General features: G+C 68.2%; 15 protein-coding genes. 8 read left to right on the top strand and 7 right to left on the bottom strand.

Annotated elements, in window-relative coordinates; genetic code table 11:
• Positions 1–16: 16 nt before the first annotated feature.
• From AncyloWKF20_RS04840 to hemB, 6 genes are all read right to left on the bottom strand, one after another.
• Complete coding sequence (locus AncyloWKF20_RS04840; RefSeq protein ID WP_279316771.1) at positions 17–2,032, bottom strand: PhoX family phosphatase; 2,016 nt, start codon at positions 2,030–2,032, stop codon at positions 17–19.
• A 74-nt stretch (positions 2,033–2,106) separates the two neighbouring features.
• Complete coding sequence (locus AncyloWKF20_RS04845; protein ID WP_279316772.1) at positions 2,107–2,859, bottom strand: arginyltransferase; 753 nt, start codon at positions 2,857–2,859, stop codon at positions 2,107–2,109.
• A 109-nt stretch (positions 2,860–2,968) separates the two neighbouring features.
• Positions 2,969–3,502 carry an RDD family protein gene (locus AncyloWKF20_RS04850; protein WP_279316773.1) on the bottom strand — a complete coding sequence of 178 codons (534 nt, stop codon included), beginning with the start codon at positions 3,500–3,502 and terminating at the stop codon, positions 2,969–2,971.
• A 52-nt stretch (positions 3,503–3,554) separates the two neighbouring features.
• On the bottom strand, positions 3,555–4,781 hold the full coding sequence (locus AncyloWKF20_RS04855) for a threonine ammonia-lyase (protein WP_267582575.1): 1,227 nt from the start codon (positions 4,779–4,781) through the stop codon (positions 3,555–3,557).
• Between the two features lie 8 nt (positions 4,782–4,789).
• Positions 4,790–6,256, bottom strand: a complete 1,467-nt coding sequence (locus tag AncyloWKF20_RS04860) for a branched-chain amino acid ABC transporter permease (RefSeq protein ID WP_279316774.1) — start codon at positions 6,254–6,256, stop codon at positions 4,790–4,792.
• Positions 6,257–6,264: 8 nt separating this feature from the next.
• On the bottom strand, positions 6,265–7,326 hold the full coding sequence (gene hemB / locus AncyloWKF20_RS04865; protein WP_279316775.1) for a porphobilinogen synthase: 1,062 nt from the start codon (positions 7,324–7,326) through the stop codon (positions 6,265–6,267).
• 250 nt (positions 7,327–7,576) lie between these two features.
• On the opposite strand from hemB, the gene AncyloWKF20_RS04870 reads away from it, so the two are divergent.
• From AncyloWKF20_RS04870 to AncyloWKF20_RS04880, 3 genes are all read left to right on the top strand, one after another.
• Positions 7,577–8,638, top strand: coding sequence for an enoyl-CoA hydratase/isomerase family protein (locus AncyloWKF20_RS04870; protein WP_279316776.1), 1,062 nt, complete (start codon positions 7,577–7,579; stop codon positions 8,636–8,638).
• A gap of 25 nt (positions 8,639–8,663) precedes the next feature.
• A complete protein-coding gene (locus AncyloWKF20_RS04875) occupies positions 8,664–9,095 on the top strand; it encodes a DUF6163 family protein (RefSeq protein ID WP_279316777.1) in 432 nt (143 codons plus the stop codon).
• 223 nt (positions 9,096–9,318) lie between these two features.
• Positions 9,319–9,819 (top strand): winged helix DNA-binding protein, encoded by a 501-nt coding sequence (locus AncyloWKF20_RS04880; protein WP_279317889.1) that lies wholly within the window; start codon positions 9,319–9,321, stop codon positions 9,817–9,819.
• A 17-nt stretch (positions 9,820–9,836) separates the two neighbouring features.
• Here AncyloWKF20_RS04880 and AncyloWKF20_RS04885 read toward each other — a convergent pair whose 3' ends face one another.
• Positions 9,837–10,865, bottom strand: coding sequence for a histone deacetylase family protein (locus tag AncyloWKF20_RS04885; protein WP_279316778.1), 1,029 nt, complete (start codon positions 10,863–10,865; stop codon positions 9,837–9,839).
• A 254-nt stretch (positions 10,866–11,119) separates the two neighbouring features.
• Here AncyloWKF20_RS04885 and glyA point away from each other — a divergent pair, with 254 nt between their 5' ends.
• From glyA to ribH, 5 genes are all read left to right on the top strand, one after another.
• Positions 11,120–12,427 carry a serine hydroxymethyltransferase gene (glyA, locus tag AncyloWKF20_RS04890; protein ID WP_279316779.1) on the top strand — a complete coding sequence of 436 codons (1,308 nt, stop codon included), beginning with the start codon at positions 11,120–11,122 and terminating at the stop codon, positions 12,425–12,427.
• A 9-nt stretch (positions 12,428–12,436) separates the two neighbouring features.
• The gene (gene nrdR, locus AncyloWKF20_RS04895) at positions 12,437–12,967 is read left to right on the top strand and encodes a transcriptional regulator NrdR (RefSeq protein ID WP_279316780.1); all 531 of its coding nucleotides are present in this window, start codon (positions 12,437–12,439) and stop codon (positions 12,965–12,967) included.
• A gap of 116 nt (positions 12,968–13,083) precedes the next feature.
• Positions 13,084–14,166 carry a bifunctional diaminohydroxyphosphoribosylaminopyrimidine deaminase/5-amino-6-(5-phosphoribosylamino)uracil reductase RibD gene (gene ribD / locus AncyloWKF20_RS04900; protein WP_279317890.1) on the top strand — a complete coding sequence of 361 codons (1,083 nt, stop codon included), beginning with the start codon at positions 13,084–13,086 and terminating at the stop codon, positions 14,164–14,166.
• 1 nt (position 14,167) lies between these two features.
• Positions 14,168–14,758 (top strand): riboflavin synthase, encoded by a 591-nt coding sequence (locus AncyloWKF20_RS04905; RefSeq protein ID WP_279316781.1) that lies wholly within the window; start codon positions 14,168–14,170, stop codon positions 14,756–14,758.
• Positions 14,759–14,803: 45 nt separating this feature from the next.
• The gene (ribH, locus tag AncyloWKF20_RS04910) at positions 14,804–15,301 is read left to right on the top strand and encodes a 6,7-dimethyl-8-ribityllumazine synthase (RefSeq protein ID WP_279316782.1); all 498 of its coding nucleotides are present in this window, start codon (positions 14,804–14,806) and stop codon (positions 15,299–15,301) included.
• The last annotated feature ends 2 nt before the right edge of the window (positions 15,302–15,303 follow it).

Raw genomic sequence — 15,303 nt, forward strand, 5'->3', positions numbered from 1 at the left:
CGTGTTTTGGGCGCGCTCAGGCGCCGATTGTGCCGCCATCCTTCTTGGTGATGACGACGACGGCGGGACGCACCGGCATGTCGTCCTTGAAGTCCGGCCAGCGGGTGGAGAGATCCTCGTAATAGGACGGCCGGCCGAACGGCGCCCAGTCGGTGCCGCCATCGCCGGGGTGCTGCACGGCGACGAAAGCGGTGCGGTCATCCGGGGTGAATTGCGGGCCGCACATTTCGGCGCCCACCGGCACGCGGAAGAAGAGCTTCGAGGTGGCGCGCGCCGCACCGGCGACGTCCACCGCCCAGAGCCCGTCCGTGCGGCCGGTTTCCTTCGGGTTGTTGCCGTCCGTCGCCACCCAGAGGCGACCGGCGGAATCGACCGCGCAATTGTCGGGCATGCCGAACCAGCCATTGCGCGTCGTGTCGGTGGAGAAGGAGGCACCGACCGCCGCAATCGACGGGTCGCCGCACTTCAGCAGCACTTCCCACTTGCCCGCCGTCGCCGCGAAGTCGCCGTCGGCTTCCGTCAGCTCGATGATGTGGCCGAAGGCGTTCTTGGCGCGGGGATTGGCGGCGTCGACCTGGTCGTCCTTGCGGCGGGTGTTGTTCGTCAGCATGACGTACACCTTGCCGTTCACGCCGTTCGGCTGGATGTCCTCGGGACGGTCCATCTTGGTGGCGCCGAGCAGGTCACCGGCCTTGCGGGTCTCGATCAGCACGTCGGCTTGGCTGTTGAAGCCGTTGGCGGCGGTCAGCGGGCCCTCACCATGGATGAGCGGCAGCCACTTCAGCGCGCCATCAGCCTCGAAGCGGGCGACATAGAGCGTGCCCGAGTCCAGCAGGTCCATGTTGGCGGCGCGGTTGTTCGGGTCGAACTTGCCGGCGGTGACGAACTTGTAGACATAGTCGAAGCGCTCGTCGTCGCCGAGATAGAACACGACGCGGCCATCTTTGGCGACGATCGACTCGGCGCCCTCATGCTTGAAGCGGCCCATGGCGGTGCGCTTCTTCGGCACGGAGGTCGGGTCGTTCACATCGACCTCGACGATCCAGCCATAGCGGTTGGCGCTGTTCGGCTCCTTGGAGAGGTCGAAGCGGTCGTAGAAATTGCCCCATTCATAGGTGCCTTCCGGAACGCCGTAGCGCTTGTAATTGGCGGCTTCCGGGTGGCCCTCGGGCAGCTTGCCGAGGAAGTAGCCGTGGAAATTCTCCTCGGCCATCACATAGGTGCCCCAGGGCGTGACGCCGCCGGCGCAGTTGTTGAGGGTGCCGAGCACCTTGGTGCCGGTCGGGTCTTCCTTGGTCTTCACCCGGTCATGGCCGGCGACGGGGCCGGAGAGCACCATCTCGGTGGTGGAGGTGATGCGGCGGTTGAGCTTGCCGTCCTTGACCACCTGCCAGGCGCCATTGACCTTCTGGATCTCGACGATGCTGCCGCCATGGGCCGCCATCTCGATGTCGACCCGCTTCTGGTCGGCGGGGGCGACCTTCAGCTTGCCGTCGGCCACCGTGACGATGCCGGGGAACATGAGGTGTTCGTTGGTGTATTCGTGGTTCACCACCAGCAGGCCGTGCTCGGGCGAGCCGTTCAGCGGGATGTAGCCGACGAAGTCATTATTGTACCCGAACTGCCGGCGCTGGGCCTCGGCGCTCTGGTTCTTCGGGTCGAAGGCGGGCGAGTCGGGGAACAGGCCATCGCCCCAGCGCAGCAGGACGTCAGCATTATACCCTTCGGCGACGTGATGGGTCTGGTCGACGCCGGCTTCCACCTCGACGAATGTGAAGGCGGAGCCGCCGGTGCTGGCGGTGGACGCGGTCGCCTGCGCCTTCTCGGCGGTCAGCAGCGCGAGCGGGCCGACCGTGCTGGCGATGGCGGAGACGGCGAGCGACCCCTTGAGCAGGCCGCGACGCGAGAAACGCAGCGAGATCAGCTCACCCATGGTCGGGTTGGCGGTCGGGTTGCTGCCGTTGCCCTCGGCTTCTTCCAGCAGGCTGGTGCGGAAGGGCGAGGCGTGCGGGTCGAGAGTGTCGTCGTTCATCGGGCGCTCCAGCGGATGGACGTAATCCAGGCTGGAGCCATTCCATAGTTTGACTACGCGTCGATGACGCCGGATCAGGGTACCTCTATCCGCTCCCACCCGTTCGGCATCAGCCGTTCCTGCGGCAGGAAGCGGCGCTTATAGTTCATCTTGTCGGAGCCATCGACCCAATAGCCGAGATAGACGTAAGGCAGCCCCAACGCCCTGGCCTTGCTCACATGATCGAGGATCATGAAGGTGCCGATGGAGCGCGCGGGCTCGTCCGGCTCGTAGAAGGAATAGACCATGGAGAGCCCGTCCGCGAGCACGTCGGTCAGCGCCACGGCGTAGAGCGCGCCCTGGCCGCGGCCGTGGATCGCGGTGTCCGGTCCCCGGCGGCGATACTCGATCAGCCGGGTGCGGACATGGCTGTCCTCCACCATCATCGCGTAATCCAGCACCGTCATGTCCGCCATCCCGCCATCACCGTGGCGGCTGTCGAGATAGGCGCGAAACAGCGAATACTGCTCGGCGGTCGGCACAGCGGCGCGCATGTCGCCGATGAGGTCGGTATTGGCCTGCCGCACGCGGCGGAAGGAGCGGGTTTCCTCGAAATCCTCGACGCAGATCCGCACGGAGACGCAGGCCCGGCATTGCTCGCAGGCCGGGCGGTAGGCGATGGATTGCGAGCGGCGGAAACCGCCATGGGTCAGCACGTCGTTGAGCTGCGTCGCGCGCTCGCCGACGAGGTGCGTAAAGACCTTCCGCTCCTCGCGCCCCGGAAGGTAAGGGCAGGGGGAGGGCGCCGTCAGATAGAACTGCGGTGTATCGCGCGGATGTTCGGTCACGGCTGCTTCACGCTCTGGACAGTCACCAGATTGCCAGAGCCAGCCGGCGCGTCAAACGCCGCCATGCACGGCAATGTCACAATCGCTCAAGACCAGGCGCAATATCGCCTCATGCCCAGCGGCGGCGCAGCGCGGCGGCTCGCGTTTCCGCGTTGGTGACGACGGTGCCGAGGATGAGGTCGTGCAGCAGCCGGCTGCGGCTGTTGAGCAGGCCGACGATGAGCACCAGCGGCGTCAGCACGCTCATGAACACCCAGAACAGCACGACGCTGAGCACCGCCAGCAGGCTGTTCATCGGCGCGCCATCCCATTGGCGCATCTCGATTTCCATGGCCCGCATGCCGAGCGTCGCCGAATGCGGGCCTCCCAGCGTCAGGCCGCTATAGGCGAGCGCCCAGATGACAAAGCCCGGGCTGAGCAGGGCGAACAGGAACCAGCCGAAGCCCAGCGTGACGAAGCCGAACAGGAAGATGAACACCGCCGCCGCGCCCACGGGCACGCAGATCATCACCGCGTCGATCAGGAACGCGATGAAGCGCCGGCCCAGCACGCCACGAAAATATTCAGGCTGTACAAGGGGATCATAGGCATAGGGGAGGGGCTCGGCATAACCGGGCCGCTCGCCCTGTGGGGCTTGGGACATCAGGTCTCCTCCAGGCCCCGTGATGTAGGGAGCGCGCGTGGCGGCGGCAAGATCAGCCGCCGGTGCGCCAATCCACGCGCACGACATCCATGCCGTTGAGGATGAGCTGGCGGTACACCTCGTCCGCATGGGCGCGGTCGCGCGTCTCGACGGTCACGTCGAGGCGGGCGCCCTTGGCGTGGACGTCGAGGAAGTGGCGCTTGTGCTCCACTTCCAGGATGTTGGCGCCGAGCTGGCCGAGCAGGGTGGAGATGAGGCCGAGTTCGCCGGGGCGATCCAGCATGGAGAAGCGGAAGGAGACGATGCGCTCCTCGCGCTCCAGCTCGCGCATCATCACCGAGGCGACGATGCGCGGGTCTATGTTACCGCCGGAGACGATGAGGCCGACATTACGGCCGCGGAAACGGTCGGGGTCGGCCAGCAGCGCCGCAAGGCCCGCCGCGCCGGCGCCTTCCGACAGGGTTTTCTGCTGCGTCAGGAACAGGTTGACCGCGCGCTCGATGGTCGGCTCGTCGACCAGCACGACATCGGACACCAGCGCGGAGACGATTTCCCGCGTCAGCGTGCCCGCCTGCTTTACCGCGATACCTTCGGCCAGCGTCGCGCCCTCGCAGGGGCGGTTCTGCTGGTGCAGCGCGTTCCACATGGACGGGTAGAGCGACGTTTCCACGCCCACCACGTCGAGGCTCGGGCGCATGGCGCGGGCGGCCACCGCCATTCCGGACACCATGCCGCCACCGCCGACCGGCACCAGCAGCGCGTCCAGTTCCGGCGCGTCCTCGATCATCTCGGCGGCGATGGAGCCCTGACCGGCGATAACATGAGCATCATCATAGGGATGCACCCAGACGAGATGCTCGTCGCGGGCGATGCGGTCCGCTTCCACGCTGGCATCGCCGACCGACTCACCGTGCAGCACGACGCGGGCGCCATGCGCCTCGGTCGCGGCGACCTTCACCATGGGCGTGTGCTTAGGCATCACGATGGTGGCGCGGATGCCGAGGCGCGTGGCGTGGTAGGCGACCGCCTGTGCGTGGTTACCGGCGGACATGGCGACGACGCCGGCGGCGCGCTCGGCCGGAGAGAGGCTCGCGAGCTTCACCAGCGCGCCGCGTTCCTTGAAGCTCGCGGTGACCTGAAGATTTTCGTATTTCACGAAGACATGAGCGCCCGTAATCGCCGAAAGGCGCGGCGCCGGCAGCGTGGGCGTGCGCAGCACCGCGCCGGCCAGCACAGAGCGGGCAGCGGCGACGTCGGCGGGAGTTACGGGCAAGGTCATGAAAATTCTCAGAATTCTCGCGGCGTCGGTGCCGCACGATTGAGGAGTCCCCCCGGTCGCATCACCAGGAAGACGACCAGAAGGGCGTAGGTTACCACGTCCCGGTACGCAATATCGAACGTCGAGGACCACCCGATTTCAACGGCCGCCACCAAGGCGGCGCCAAGAAAAGCTCCGGGTACTGAGCCAATGCCGCCAATAACCGCCGAAATCAAGGCTTTGAGCGTGATGGACAGGCCATCGCCCGGTGAAATGGTACCAAAAGCGATCACAATCACGCCGCCGGCCAGTCCCGCGGCCGCGCCGGCCAGCAGAAACACCTGCGTGCGCAGGCGCTGCACATCGACGCCGAGCAGGGCTGCCATGCGCGGATCCTGGGCGTGGGCGCGCCAGAACAGGCCGAAACGGGTGAAGGCGACAATGCCGAGGAGTAAGGATGTACCGCACATGCTGAGGCCCGCTGCCAGCAGTTGAGCCGGGGTGACGGTGGCGATGAAGGCATCCTGCCCCGCCACCGCGATCGGACGATTCATGAGCGCCGGCAACCAGTTGACGCGGTCGGGCGCGGTGAGGCGCAGCAACTCCGCGAGGGTGATGGCGAGGCCCGCCGTTGCGATCAGCACCGGCTGGGGCGAGCGCACCCGTGCCGCCAGCGGGGCAACCACCATGTGCCCCGCCAACCAGCTCACCAGTGCCGCGCTGGCGATGCCGGCGAGCAGCGCGAGCGTGAGTTCGGCGGGTCCGAGGCGCCCGACATCGCTGGCGACGCCCACCGCGATCAACATGTAAGTGCCGGCCACCACGGCGATTTCGCCGAAGGCGAGGTTCACCCGGCCGAGCAGTCCATAGACCAGCGAGAAGCCCGTCGCGATGAGCCCGTAGACGCCGGTCATCACCAGCCCGCCCAGCGCCTGCTGCACCCAATAGGCGGAGCGTGGCCCGAGATGGAAGAGCGCCGCCATGGTGCCCTCGGGCGGGGCGTCGGAGAGCCACCAACGCTTTAGAATCAACAGCTTGATGTCGCTCAAGGTCCCCTGGTCGGTATCGACCGCGGTAAGATCGAACCTTCCAACGCCGGTCTGCGCGGCGAAGGTGCAGATCAGCCAGTGCGGTGTCGTCCGGCTATCGCTGCGGACGCGGTAGCTGTAGCGCAGCGCGGTCGGCGCGCCCGGCACGGAATTGAGTGAGGTTTCAAGGACTTCCACGTCCTCGCCATGCAGCGCCGGGGCGACGGCGCGGCAGATGCGGGCCTGATCGGCGTCGATCACCGAGCCGCAGCCGGCGAGCAGGAACAGCGCGGCGAGCAGCGGAGAAAGCCGCTTGAACGGCTGGCGTGTCAGTGCAGTGAGGTGGACGATGAGGCCAGTGAGGGTGAAAAACCGGCCGATGCGTGCAGCTTGCCAGCCACTCCGGCGCGGCGGCCGGGTCGGGGTGCCGTCACTCCCTGTGCTCCCGACCTGCGCCCCCGCGCCCAAGATGCGGCTCAGCCCTGACGGGCGAGCTTCTCGGCGACGCGCGGGGCGAAATAGGTGAGGATGCCGTCGGCGCCGGCGCGCTTGAAGGCCATGAGGCTCTCCATCATCGCCTTCTCGCCGTCGAGCCAGCCATTGCGGGCAGCGGCCTCGATCATCGCATACTCGCCGGAGACCTGATAGGCGAAGGTCGGCAGGCCGAAGGCTTCCTTCAGCCGGTAGACGATGTCGAGATAGGGCAGGCCGGGCTTCACCATCAGCATGTCCGCGCCTTCCTCGATATCGAGGGCCGCCTCGCGCAGCGCCTCCATGCCGTTGGCCGGGTCCATCTGGTAGGTGAGCTTGTCGCCCTTGAGACAGCCGGACGAGCCGACCGCGTCGCGGAACGGGCCATAGAAGGCCGAGGCGTATTTGGCGCTGTAGGCGAGGATCTGCGCGTCGAGATGGCCGGAGGCGTCGAGCGCCCGGCGGATGGCGCCGACGCGGCCGTCCATCATGTCGGACGGGGCGATGATGTCGGCGCCGGCATCGGCCTGCACCAGCGACTGCTCGACCAGCACGGCGACCGTCTCGTCATTGAGGATGCGGCCGTCGCTGGACAGCAGGCCGTCATGGCCGTGGCTGGTATAGGGGTCGAGCGCGACATCGGTGATGAGGCCGATATCCGGCACTTCCTTCTTGATGGCGCGCAGGGCGCGGCACACCAGATTGTCGCGGTTCAGCGCTTCGCGCCCATCGGCGGTGCGCAGCTCCGGGTCGGTATAGGGAAACAGCGCGATGGCGGGGATGCCGAGGCTTGCGGCGCGGGCCGCCTCGCGCACCGCCTCGTCCACCGTCAGGCGCTCGACGCCCGGCATGGAGGCGACGGGGGTACGCGATTCCGAGCCATCCATCACGAAGATCGGCCAGATGAGATCGGCGACGCTCAGCGTGTTCTCGCGCAGCAGCTCGCGGGCCCAGCCGGCCTTGCGGTTGCGGCGGGGGCGCTGAACCAGGTCCAGCTTCGACGACACGTCCGGGCGGCCCGTGGATTCGGGGAAGGCAGGGCGCGGACGGGCGAAGGGGATTGTCATGAGGGGACTCTCACGGACCAGTTTCGAATGCTTATAACGTCATACGGGCGTCAAGGCGACATGTTCAGCGGGAGGATTGCGTATGCGACCGCTTTCCCGCGGCGGGTCACGTTGACGCGGCAGCCTGGCGCGACGCTGGTGCGGGTGCGCGGAGTGGCTTCCTATACGGGGGCATCCCGTCCTTCGTCCGGCTTTGCCCCCGCCCTGCTCTGGTCTATGTCCGGGAGGACGCGACAGGCGAGGGCAGAACATGGCGGAAGATATCGGGGTCCGGTTCGAGCTGCGCGGCGTTGCCGGCATCATCACCCTCGACCGTCCGCGCGCGCTCAACGCCATCGACCACGCCATGGTGCGGGCGATGCGGGCGCAGCTCGACGCCTGGGCGGGTGATGAGGCGGTCGCCCATATCATCCTGCGCTCGGCGCATGAACGCGCCTTCTGCGTCGGCGGCGATGTGCGCGCCATGGCCGAACTGGGCCGCGCCGGCAACACGGAAGCCGCCCGCGACTATTGGCGCGACGAATATGCGCTGGACTACCACATCGCCACCTACCCCAAGCCCTTTGTCGCGCTGGTGGATGGGCTGTGCTTCGGCGGCGGCTTTGGCGTTTCCGGCCATGCCCGCTACCGCGTCGCCGGCGAGAATCTCGGCTTCGCCATGCCCGAGGTCGCCATCGGCCTGTTTCCCGATGTCGGTGGCACCTATGTGCTGCCGCGCCTGCCGGGCTGGAGCGGCACTTGGCTCGCCATGACCGGGGCGCGTATCGGCCTGTCCGATGCCATGGCGCTGGGGCTCTATACCCACCACGTCCCGGTCGCCCGCTGGCCGGAGCTGATCGACACGCTGGCGGAGGGCGAGCCGGTGGACCGCACGCTGGCGCGCTTTGCCGCCCATGCGCCGGCCGCCCAACTGCGCACGCTGTTTCCTGCCATTGACCGCATCTTCGCCGGCGGCTCGGCGGAGGCCATCCTGCTGGCGCTCGATCTCTGCTCGGCCGGCAGCACGGAGGAAGCCGAGTTCGCCCGCATCCAGGCCGCGACGCTGCGCCGGGCCTCGCCGACCAGCGTGCACATCGCCTTCCAGCAGATGCAGCGCGGGGCGGGAATCGATCTCGCCGGCTGCTTCGCCTATGAGTTCCGCCTGGTCTCGCGCCTGCTCGCCATGCCGGACTTCTATGAAGGCGTGCGCGCCGTGCTGATCGACAAGGACCAGGCGCCGCGCTGGAGCCCGGCCAGCCTTGAGGCCGTCGACCCCGCCACAATCGCCGCGCTGTTCGACGAACCGCTTCCTGACGAATTGGTGCTGACCTGAGCGCAATCTGGGTTATGCAAGCGCCATGAGTTCGCCCTACGACCCCATCGACGCGTCGCGCGGCCCGGCCGGCGCGGAAATGCCGCTCTGGCAGAGCCGCGTGGTGCTGTATCTGCGCCTGCTCGCCGGCTTCCTGCTGGTGAAGACCGTCTATAGCTGGACGCTGATTTGCGGCGTGTGGGACGGCGAGACCAGCCGTTTCGAGATGATCTCGCTCGCCGCGCAGTCCGCCGTGATCTGGGCGGCCATCATGAATCCGGTCGCCGCCGTCGGCCTGTGGCTGGGCGCCTCCTGGGGCGTGGTGCTCTGGCTGGTGACGGCGCTGGTGCAGGTCGCGATCAATGCCAACGCGCCCGAGGGCGTCGGCCGGCTGATGATCGTCGCCGGCATCGATACGGTGCTGGTCGCCGTCTACGCCTTCCTGACCTACAAGGCGGCGCGCGAAAGCGAGGGCTGAGCGGCAGGGTTAACTCCCGCCGACGGTATTTAAGCCTTTGTCAGGCATATCGTTTCACGAAGGATTCAGCCTGCCGCTTAAGCCGTTCTTAGCGCCGGCCCCGGACACTCGGTCGCTTAGAGGGAGCAAATCCCCGGACGGCGACAGGGGTTTGGGCATGAAGAGAGCAGGGCAGGCGGCTCGGGTCGACACCTCGCAGAGTCTCAGCGGCAACGTCGTGCCCATGGGCACGCGGCGCGGCGCGCCGGGCAGCGAGCAAGGCGAGGAAATCACCGCGCTCTATCACGAGGCGCTGACGCTGGTGGAGCGGCTGCACCGGCGGCTGCTCGACGTGGTGAAGGACGAGTTCGACCGGCGCGGGCGCGAGGATGTGAACGCGGTGCAGGCGCTGCTGCTGTTCAACATCGGCAATGCCGAGCTGACCGCGAGCGAGCTGCGCACGCGCGGCTATTATCTCGGCGCCAACGTCTCCTACAATCTGAAGAAGCTGGTCGAGACCGGCTATCTCGACCACCAGCGCTCGCGCATCGACCGGCGCTCGGTGCGCATCCGCCTCACCGACAAGGGCGAGGAAGTGCGCACCATCGTCGGCGGGCTCTACGCCAAGCACATCGCCACCATCGAGCAGATCGGCGGCATCGGTCCGCAGGAGTTCCAGCAGCTCAACAAGGCGCTGGGGCGGCTGGAGCGCTTCTGGACGGACCAGATCCTCTACCGGCTCTGATCCGTCCCTGTGCGAACTCAGCGCTGGAGGAAGCCCTCCAGCGTGTTCGCCACATTCACCCCGATGGCCTCGACCGCATAGCCGCCCTCCTGCACGAACAGGCTGGGCAGGCCGAGCCGGGCGATGCGCGCGCCGATGGCGAGATAATCCGGGCTGTCGAGCCTGAATTGCGAGATCGGATCGTCCTTGTACGTGTCGACGCCAAGGGAGACGACGACCACATCCGGCGCATAGGCGGCCACCCGATGGCAGGCATGGTCCAGCGCCTCGGCCCACGCCTCGAAGCCCGTGCCCCAGGGCAGCGGGTAATTGCCATTGAAGCCCTCGCCGGCGCCCGCCCCGGTCTCATCGGCATGGCCGAGGAAGTAGGGGTACTCCTGGCGCGGGTCGCCATGGATGTTCAGCACCAGCACGTCCGGCCGCTCATAGAAGATGGTCTGCGTGCCATTGCCGTGGTGGTAATCGACATCGAGGATGGCGACGCGTGCCGCGCCCGCGTCAAGGAACGCCTGCGCCGCGACCGAGGCGTTGTTGATGAAGCAGTAGCCGCCCATCGCATTGGCATGGGCGTGATGGCCGGGCGGGCGGCACAGCGCGAAGGCGCTCGCCTCACCGGCGCGGATCAGATCGACGCCGGTCAGCGCCACATCGGCGGAGGCGCGGATGGCGTCCCAGGTGCCGGCAACGAAGCAGCAGCCGGCGTCGAAGGAGAAATGGCCGAGCTTGCCGTCCACCGTCTCCGGCTCGATGTAGCGCATCCCCGGCGCGCGCCAGAAGCTCGGCAAAATCGGCAGCGGGCGCTCGTCCGCAATCCACAGCTCGGTGAGCTGCGACAGGAAGTCCACATAGCGTTCATCATGCACGCGCTTCAGCGGGGCGAGGCCGTGCTCGGTGGGGGCGATTGTCGCGCCGAAGCCGCGCGCCTCGACGGCGGCGCGGATCATCTCGGCGCGCTCGGGCTTCTCGAAAGCCGGGACGATCTGGCCGTTATAGAGCTCGACATGGCCGGAATGGCCGTGATGGCGGGGCGAATAGACGGTCTTCATCGCGGGGGCACTCGGCTGCTGTGACGTGGCGCGGACAGTTCTAAGCCAGCCGCGGCGATTCCGTCAGCCTGCCAATCGGGCCCACCCGGCGGCTGTGACGCGCCCGATGTCGGTTTCACGCAAGGCGCCCCTGCGTCCGGCGTGCTTTGAAACCGGGGAGGGGCTGTGCTAAGCGACCCGCCTTGATTTCTCGGGTCCGGCACGAGGCCGGGCCGGAGGCGTCGCCACCGCCCGCGCCAGGGAGGCCGGAAAACATGTCGTCCGAAGCCCACGCTTCTTCCACCAGCTCCATCAACCGATTCTTCTCCGCTCCGCTTGCCGAGACCGATCCCGAGCTCGCCGGTGCGATCACCGCCGAACTCGGTCGCCAGCGCGACGAGATCGAGCTGATCGCCTCGGAGAACATCGTCTCGCGCGCCGTGCTCGAGGCGCAGGGTTCGGTGCTCACCAACAAATACGCCGAAGGCTATCCGGGCCGGCGCTATTATGGCGGCTGCCAGTATGTCGACGTGGCCGAGCAGCTCGCCATCGACCGCGCCAAGAAGCTGTTCGGCGCCGGTTTCGCCAATGTGCAGCCCCATTCGGGCGCGCAGGCGAACACCGCCGTGTTCTTCGCGCTGATGCAGCCGGGCGATACCTTCCTCGGCCTCAACCTCGCCGCCGGCGGTCACCTGACCCATGGCGCGCCGGTGAGCCTGTCGGGCAAGTGGTTCAAGCCGGTGCCCTACAGCGTGCGCCTGGACGACCAGCGCATCGACTATGAAGAGGTGGCCAAGCTCGCCGACGAGCACAAGCCGAAGGTCATCATCGCCGGCGGCTCGGCCTATCCGCGCCATATCGACTTCGCCAAGATGCGCGCCATCGCCGACTCGGTCGGCGCGTACCTCATGGTCGACATGGCCCATTTCGCCGGCCTCGTGGCGGGCGGCGTGCACCCGAACCCGGTGCCGCACGCCCATGTGGTGACCACCACCACCCACAAGACCCTGCGCGGCCCGCGCGGCGGCATGATCCTCACCAACCACGAGGATCTGGCGAAGAAGTTCAACTCCGCCATCTTCCCGGGCACCCAGGGCGGCCCGCTGATGCACGTCATCGCCGCCAAGGCCGTGGCCTTTGGCGAGGCGCTCCAGCCGGACTTCAAGATCTACGCGAAGAACGTGGTGGAAAACGCTAAGGCGCTTGCGGAAAACCTCAAGGGCCATGGCTTCGAGATCGTCTCCGGCGGCACCGACACGCATCTGATGCTGGTCGATCTGCGGCCGAAGAAGCTCACCGGCAAGGTCTCCGAGATCGCGCTCGGCCGCGCCCACATCACCACCAACAAGAACGGCATCCCGTTCGACCCCGAGAAGCCGATGGTGACCTCCGGCATCCGTCTCGGCACCCCGGCGGGCACCACCCGCGGCTTCGGTGTGGCCGAGTTCCAGCAGGTCGGCGACATGATCGCCGAGGTGCTGGACGTGCTCTCGCAGAAGGGCACCGATGAGGATAGCCTCGTGGAAGCGGCGGTGCGCGGCAAGGTCGCCGACCTGCTCGCCCGCTACCCGATCTACGGCTGAGGCACACCGATGCGCTGTCCTTACTGCGGAAGCCTCGACACACAGGTCAAGGATTCCCGTCCGACCGAGGACAGCGCCGCCATCCGCCGCCGCCGCATCTGCCCCGATTGCGGCGGCCGCTTCACCACCTTCGAGCGCGTGCAGCTGCGCGAGCTGACCGTGCTCAAGCGTTCGGGCCGGCGTGTTCCGTTCGACCGGGACAAGCTGGCCCGTTCCATCCAGGTCGCGCTGCGCAAGCGCCCCGTCGATCCCGAGCGGATCGAGCGCCTGGTCTCCGGCCTCGTGCGCCGGCTGGAGAGCATGGGCGAGAGCGAGATCACCTCGGAGATGATCGGCGAGCGGGTGATGGAGAGCCTCAAGCAGCTCGACGACATCGCCTATGTCCGCTTCGCCTCGGTCTACCGCAATTTCCGCGAAGCCAAGGATTTCGAGGCCGTGCTGGGTGAGCTCGGTCCCCGCGCCGGCGACCCGCTGGTCGAGGACGAGGATGACGAGCCGCTGCCCTCGCACCGCGCCGGGGCCGCCCCGGCGGAGGAGTGAACGCGGTGAACCGCGCCGCCCGCCCCGTGCCCGATTTGTCGCCTGACGCGCGCATTACCGACCCGCAGGATGGGGCTCATTTCGCGGCTCATCTGGCGGCCCGCGACGACGCGCTGATGTCGGCCGCGCTCAGCGTCGGCCGGCGCGAACTCGGCCAGACCTGGCCCAACCCCGCCGTCGGCGCCGTCGTGGTGCGCGAGACGCCGGAAGGCCCGCTCGTGCTCGGGCGCGGCTGGACCTCGCGCGGCGGGCGCCCCCATGCCGAGCCGCAGGCGCTTGCCGCCGCCGGCGAGGCCGCGCGCGGGGCGACGCTCTATGTGACGCTGGAGCCCTGCTCGCATCACGGCCAGACCCCGCCCTGCGTTGACGCGGTGCGCGCGGCGGGCATCACCCGCGTCGTCGCCGCCATCGAAGACCCGGATTTCCGCGTCGCCGGGCGGGGTTTTTCCATCCTGCGTGAGGCCGGCATCGCCGTGACCATCGGGCCGGGCGCCGCCGAGGCGCGGCTCGCCCATGCCGGTCATATTCGCCGGGTCACCGAGGGCCGCCCGCACATCATGCTGAAAATGGCGGTGTCCGCCGATGGCAAGGTGGGTCTCGCCGGGCGGCGGCCCGTCGCCATCACCGGCGCGGTCGCCCGCGCCCGCGTCCATCTGCTGCGCGCCACCCATGACGCGGTGCTGACCGGCATCGGCACGGTGCTGGCGGACGATCCGCTGCTGACCTGCCGCCTGCCGGGCATGGAAGATCGCTCGCCGGTGCGCGTGGTGCTCGACGCCGGCCTGCGCCTGCCCGCCACCAGCGCGCTCGCCCGCTCGATTGCCGTCGCCCCGCTCTGGGTCTTCGCCGCCGAGGACGCCCCGGTGGAGCGGGAGACGATGCTGGTCGCGCTCGGCGCCGAGGTGATGCGGGTGCGCCGCAAGGCCGATGGCGCGCTGGCGCTCGACGAGATCGTGAAGCTTCTCGCGCTGCGCGGAATCACACGGCTGATGGTCGAGGCCGGCCCGCGCATCGCTGCCGGCTTCCTTCAGGCGGGCCTCGTCGACGAGGCGCAGATTTTCGAGGCGCCGATCCGTCTCGGGCCGGACGCACTCGACGCGCTGGAGGGGCTGCCGCTTTCGGCCCTCGCTACCTATCTGTCCGCGCAGGAAAGCGAATGGCAGGGCGAGGATCGCCTGCGCATCATGAGGCGTCGCTAGCATGTTTACCGGCATCATCTCCGACATCGGCACGCTCCGCACGGTGACCCCGCGCAATGATGTGCGGCGGCTCACCATCGCCACCGCCTATGACACGGCGGGCATTGATCTGGGCGCGTCGATCGCCTGCTCGGGCGTGTGCCTCACCGTTGTCGCGACGCAGCCCGACGCCTTCGAGGTCGAGGCCGCGCCGGAGACGCTGGCGGTGACCACCGCCGCCGCCTGGCAGGAGGGCCGTACGCTCAATCTCGAACGGGCGCTGAAGATCGGCGATGAGCTGGGCGGGCATATCGTGCAGGGCCATGTCGATGGGATCGCGCTCGTGGTGGAGCGCGAGGATCTCGGCGAGACCACGCGTTTCACCTTCGAGGCGCCGGCCTCGCTCGCGCCCTTCATCGCCATCAAGGGCTCCATCGCGCTCGACGGCACCTCGCTGACGGTGAACGAGGTAGAGGGTAACCGCTTCACCTGCCTGCTCATTCCCCATACGCTCGCGCACACCACCTGGGGCGATGTGCGCGCCGGGGACCGTGTCAATATCGAAGTCGACATGATGGCCCGTTACGCCGCGCGGCTTGCGGAGTTCCGCTGACGCCTGTACGTGGTCGGCCCAATCAGTTTCACGAGGTTTCCTGCCATGGCGAGCCCCCGCCCGCCGCGCGCGTCCGCGGCTCCCGTCCTCCCGCTCGACGGGGCGCGCGTGCTGATCGTCGAGGCGCGCTTCTATGACGATATCGCCGACGAGCTGCTGGCCGGCGCGCAGGGCGCCGTTGCCGCCGCCGGCGCCACCGCCGACGTGCTGACCGTGCCGGGCGCGCTGGAGATTCCCGCCACCCTCGCCATCGCGCTCGACGCGGCGGCGGCGGCCGGCCGGCCCTATGACGCGGCCGTGGCGCTTGGCTGCGTGGTGCGCGGCGAGACCTATCATTTCGAGATCGTCGCCGGGGAATCCTCCCGCGCGCTGATGGACCTGTCGGTCGCCCGCAAGCTGGCGCTCGGCAACGGCATCCTCACCGTCGAGACGGACGAGCAGGCCTGGGTGCGCGCGCGCATCACCGAGGGCAACAAGGGCGCCGGCGCGGTCGAGGCGGCGTTTGCCGTGCTGCGCCATCAGCGCCAGCTGGCGGGGGCCTGAGC

This window comes from Ancylobacter sp. WKF20 (assembly GCF_029760895.1).
Classification (GTDB): Bacteria; Pseudomonadota; Alphaproteobacteria; order Rhizobiales; family Xanthobacteraceae; genus Ancylobacter.

Bases quoted from the DNA above. Each gene is read 5' to 3' on its own strand.
- glyA (WP_279316779.1), top strand. From the start codon at position 11,120: ATGTCGTCCGAAGCCCACGCTTCTTCCACCAGCTCCATCAACCGATTC.
- nrdR (WP_279316780.1), top strand. From the start codon at position 12,437: ATGCGCTGTCCTTACTGCGGAAGCCTCGACACACAGGTCAAGGATTCC.
- ribD (WP_279317890.1), top strand. From the start codon at position 13,084: ATGTCGGCCGCGCTCAGCGTCGGCCGGCGCGAACTCGGCCAGACCTGG.
- AncyloWKF20_RS04840 (WP_279316771.1), bottom strand. From the start codon at position 2,032: ATGAACGACGACACTCTCGACCCGCACGCCTCGCCCTTCCGCACCAGC.
- AncyloWKF20_RS04880 (WP_279317889.1), top strand. From the start codon at position 9,319: ATGGGCACGCGGCGCGGCGCGCCGGGCAGCGAGCAAGGCGAGGAAATC.
- AncyloWKF20_RS04850 (WP_279316773.1), bottom strand. From the start codon at position 3,502: ATGTCCCAAGCCCCACAGGGCGAGCGGCCCGGTTATGCCGAGCCCCTC.
- AncyloWKF20_RS04885 (WP_279316778.1), bottom strand. From the start codon at position 10,865: ATGAAGACCGTCTATTCGCCCCGCCATCACGGCCATTCCGGCCATGTC.
- ribH (WP_279316782.1), top strand. From the start codon at position 14,804: ATGGCGAGCCCCCGCCCGCCGCGCGCGTCCGCGGCTCCCGTCCTCCCG.
- AncyloWKF20_RS04875 (WP_279316777.1), top strand. From the start codon at position 8,664: ATGAGTTCGCCCTACGACCCCATCGACGCGTCGCGCGGCCCGGCCGGC.
- AncyloWKF20_RS04855 (WP_267582575.1), bottom strand. From the start codon at position 4,781: ATGACCTTGCCCGTAACTCCCGCCGACGTCGCCGCTGCCCGCTCTGTG.
- AncyloWKF20_RS04905 (WP_279316781.1), top strand. From the start codon at position 14,168: ATGTTTACCGGCATCATCTCCGACATCGGCACGCTCCGCACGGTGACC.
- hemB (WP_279316775.1), bottom strand. From the start codon at position 7,326: ATGACAATCCCCTTCGCCCGTCCGCGCCCTGCCTTCCCCGAATCCACG.
- AncyloWKF20_RS04870 (WP_279316776.1), top strand. From the start codon at position 7,577: ATGGCGGAAGATATCGGGGTCCGGTTCGAGCTGCGCGGCGTTGCCGGC.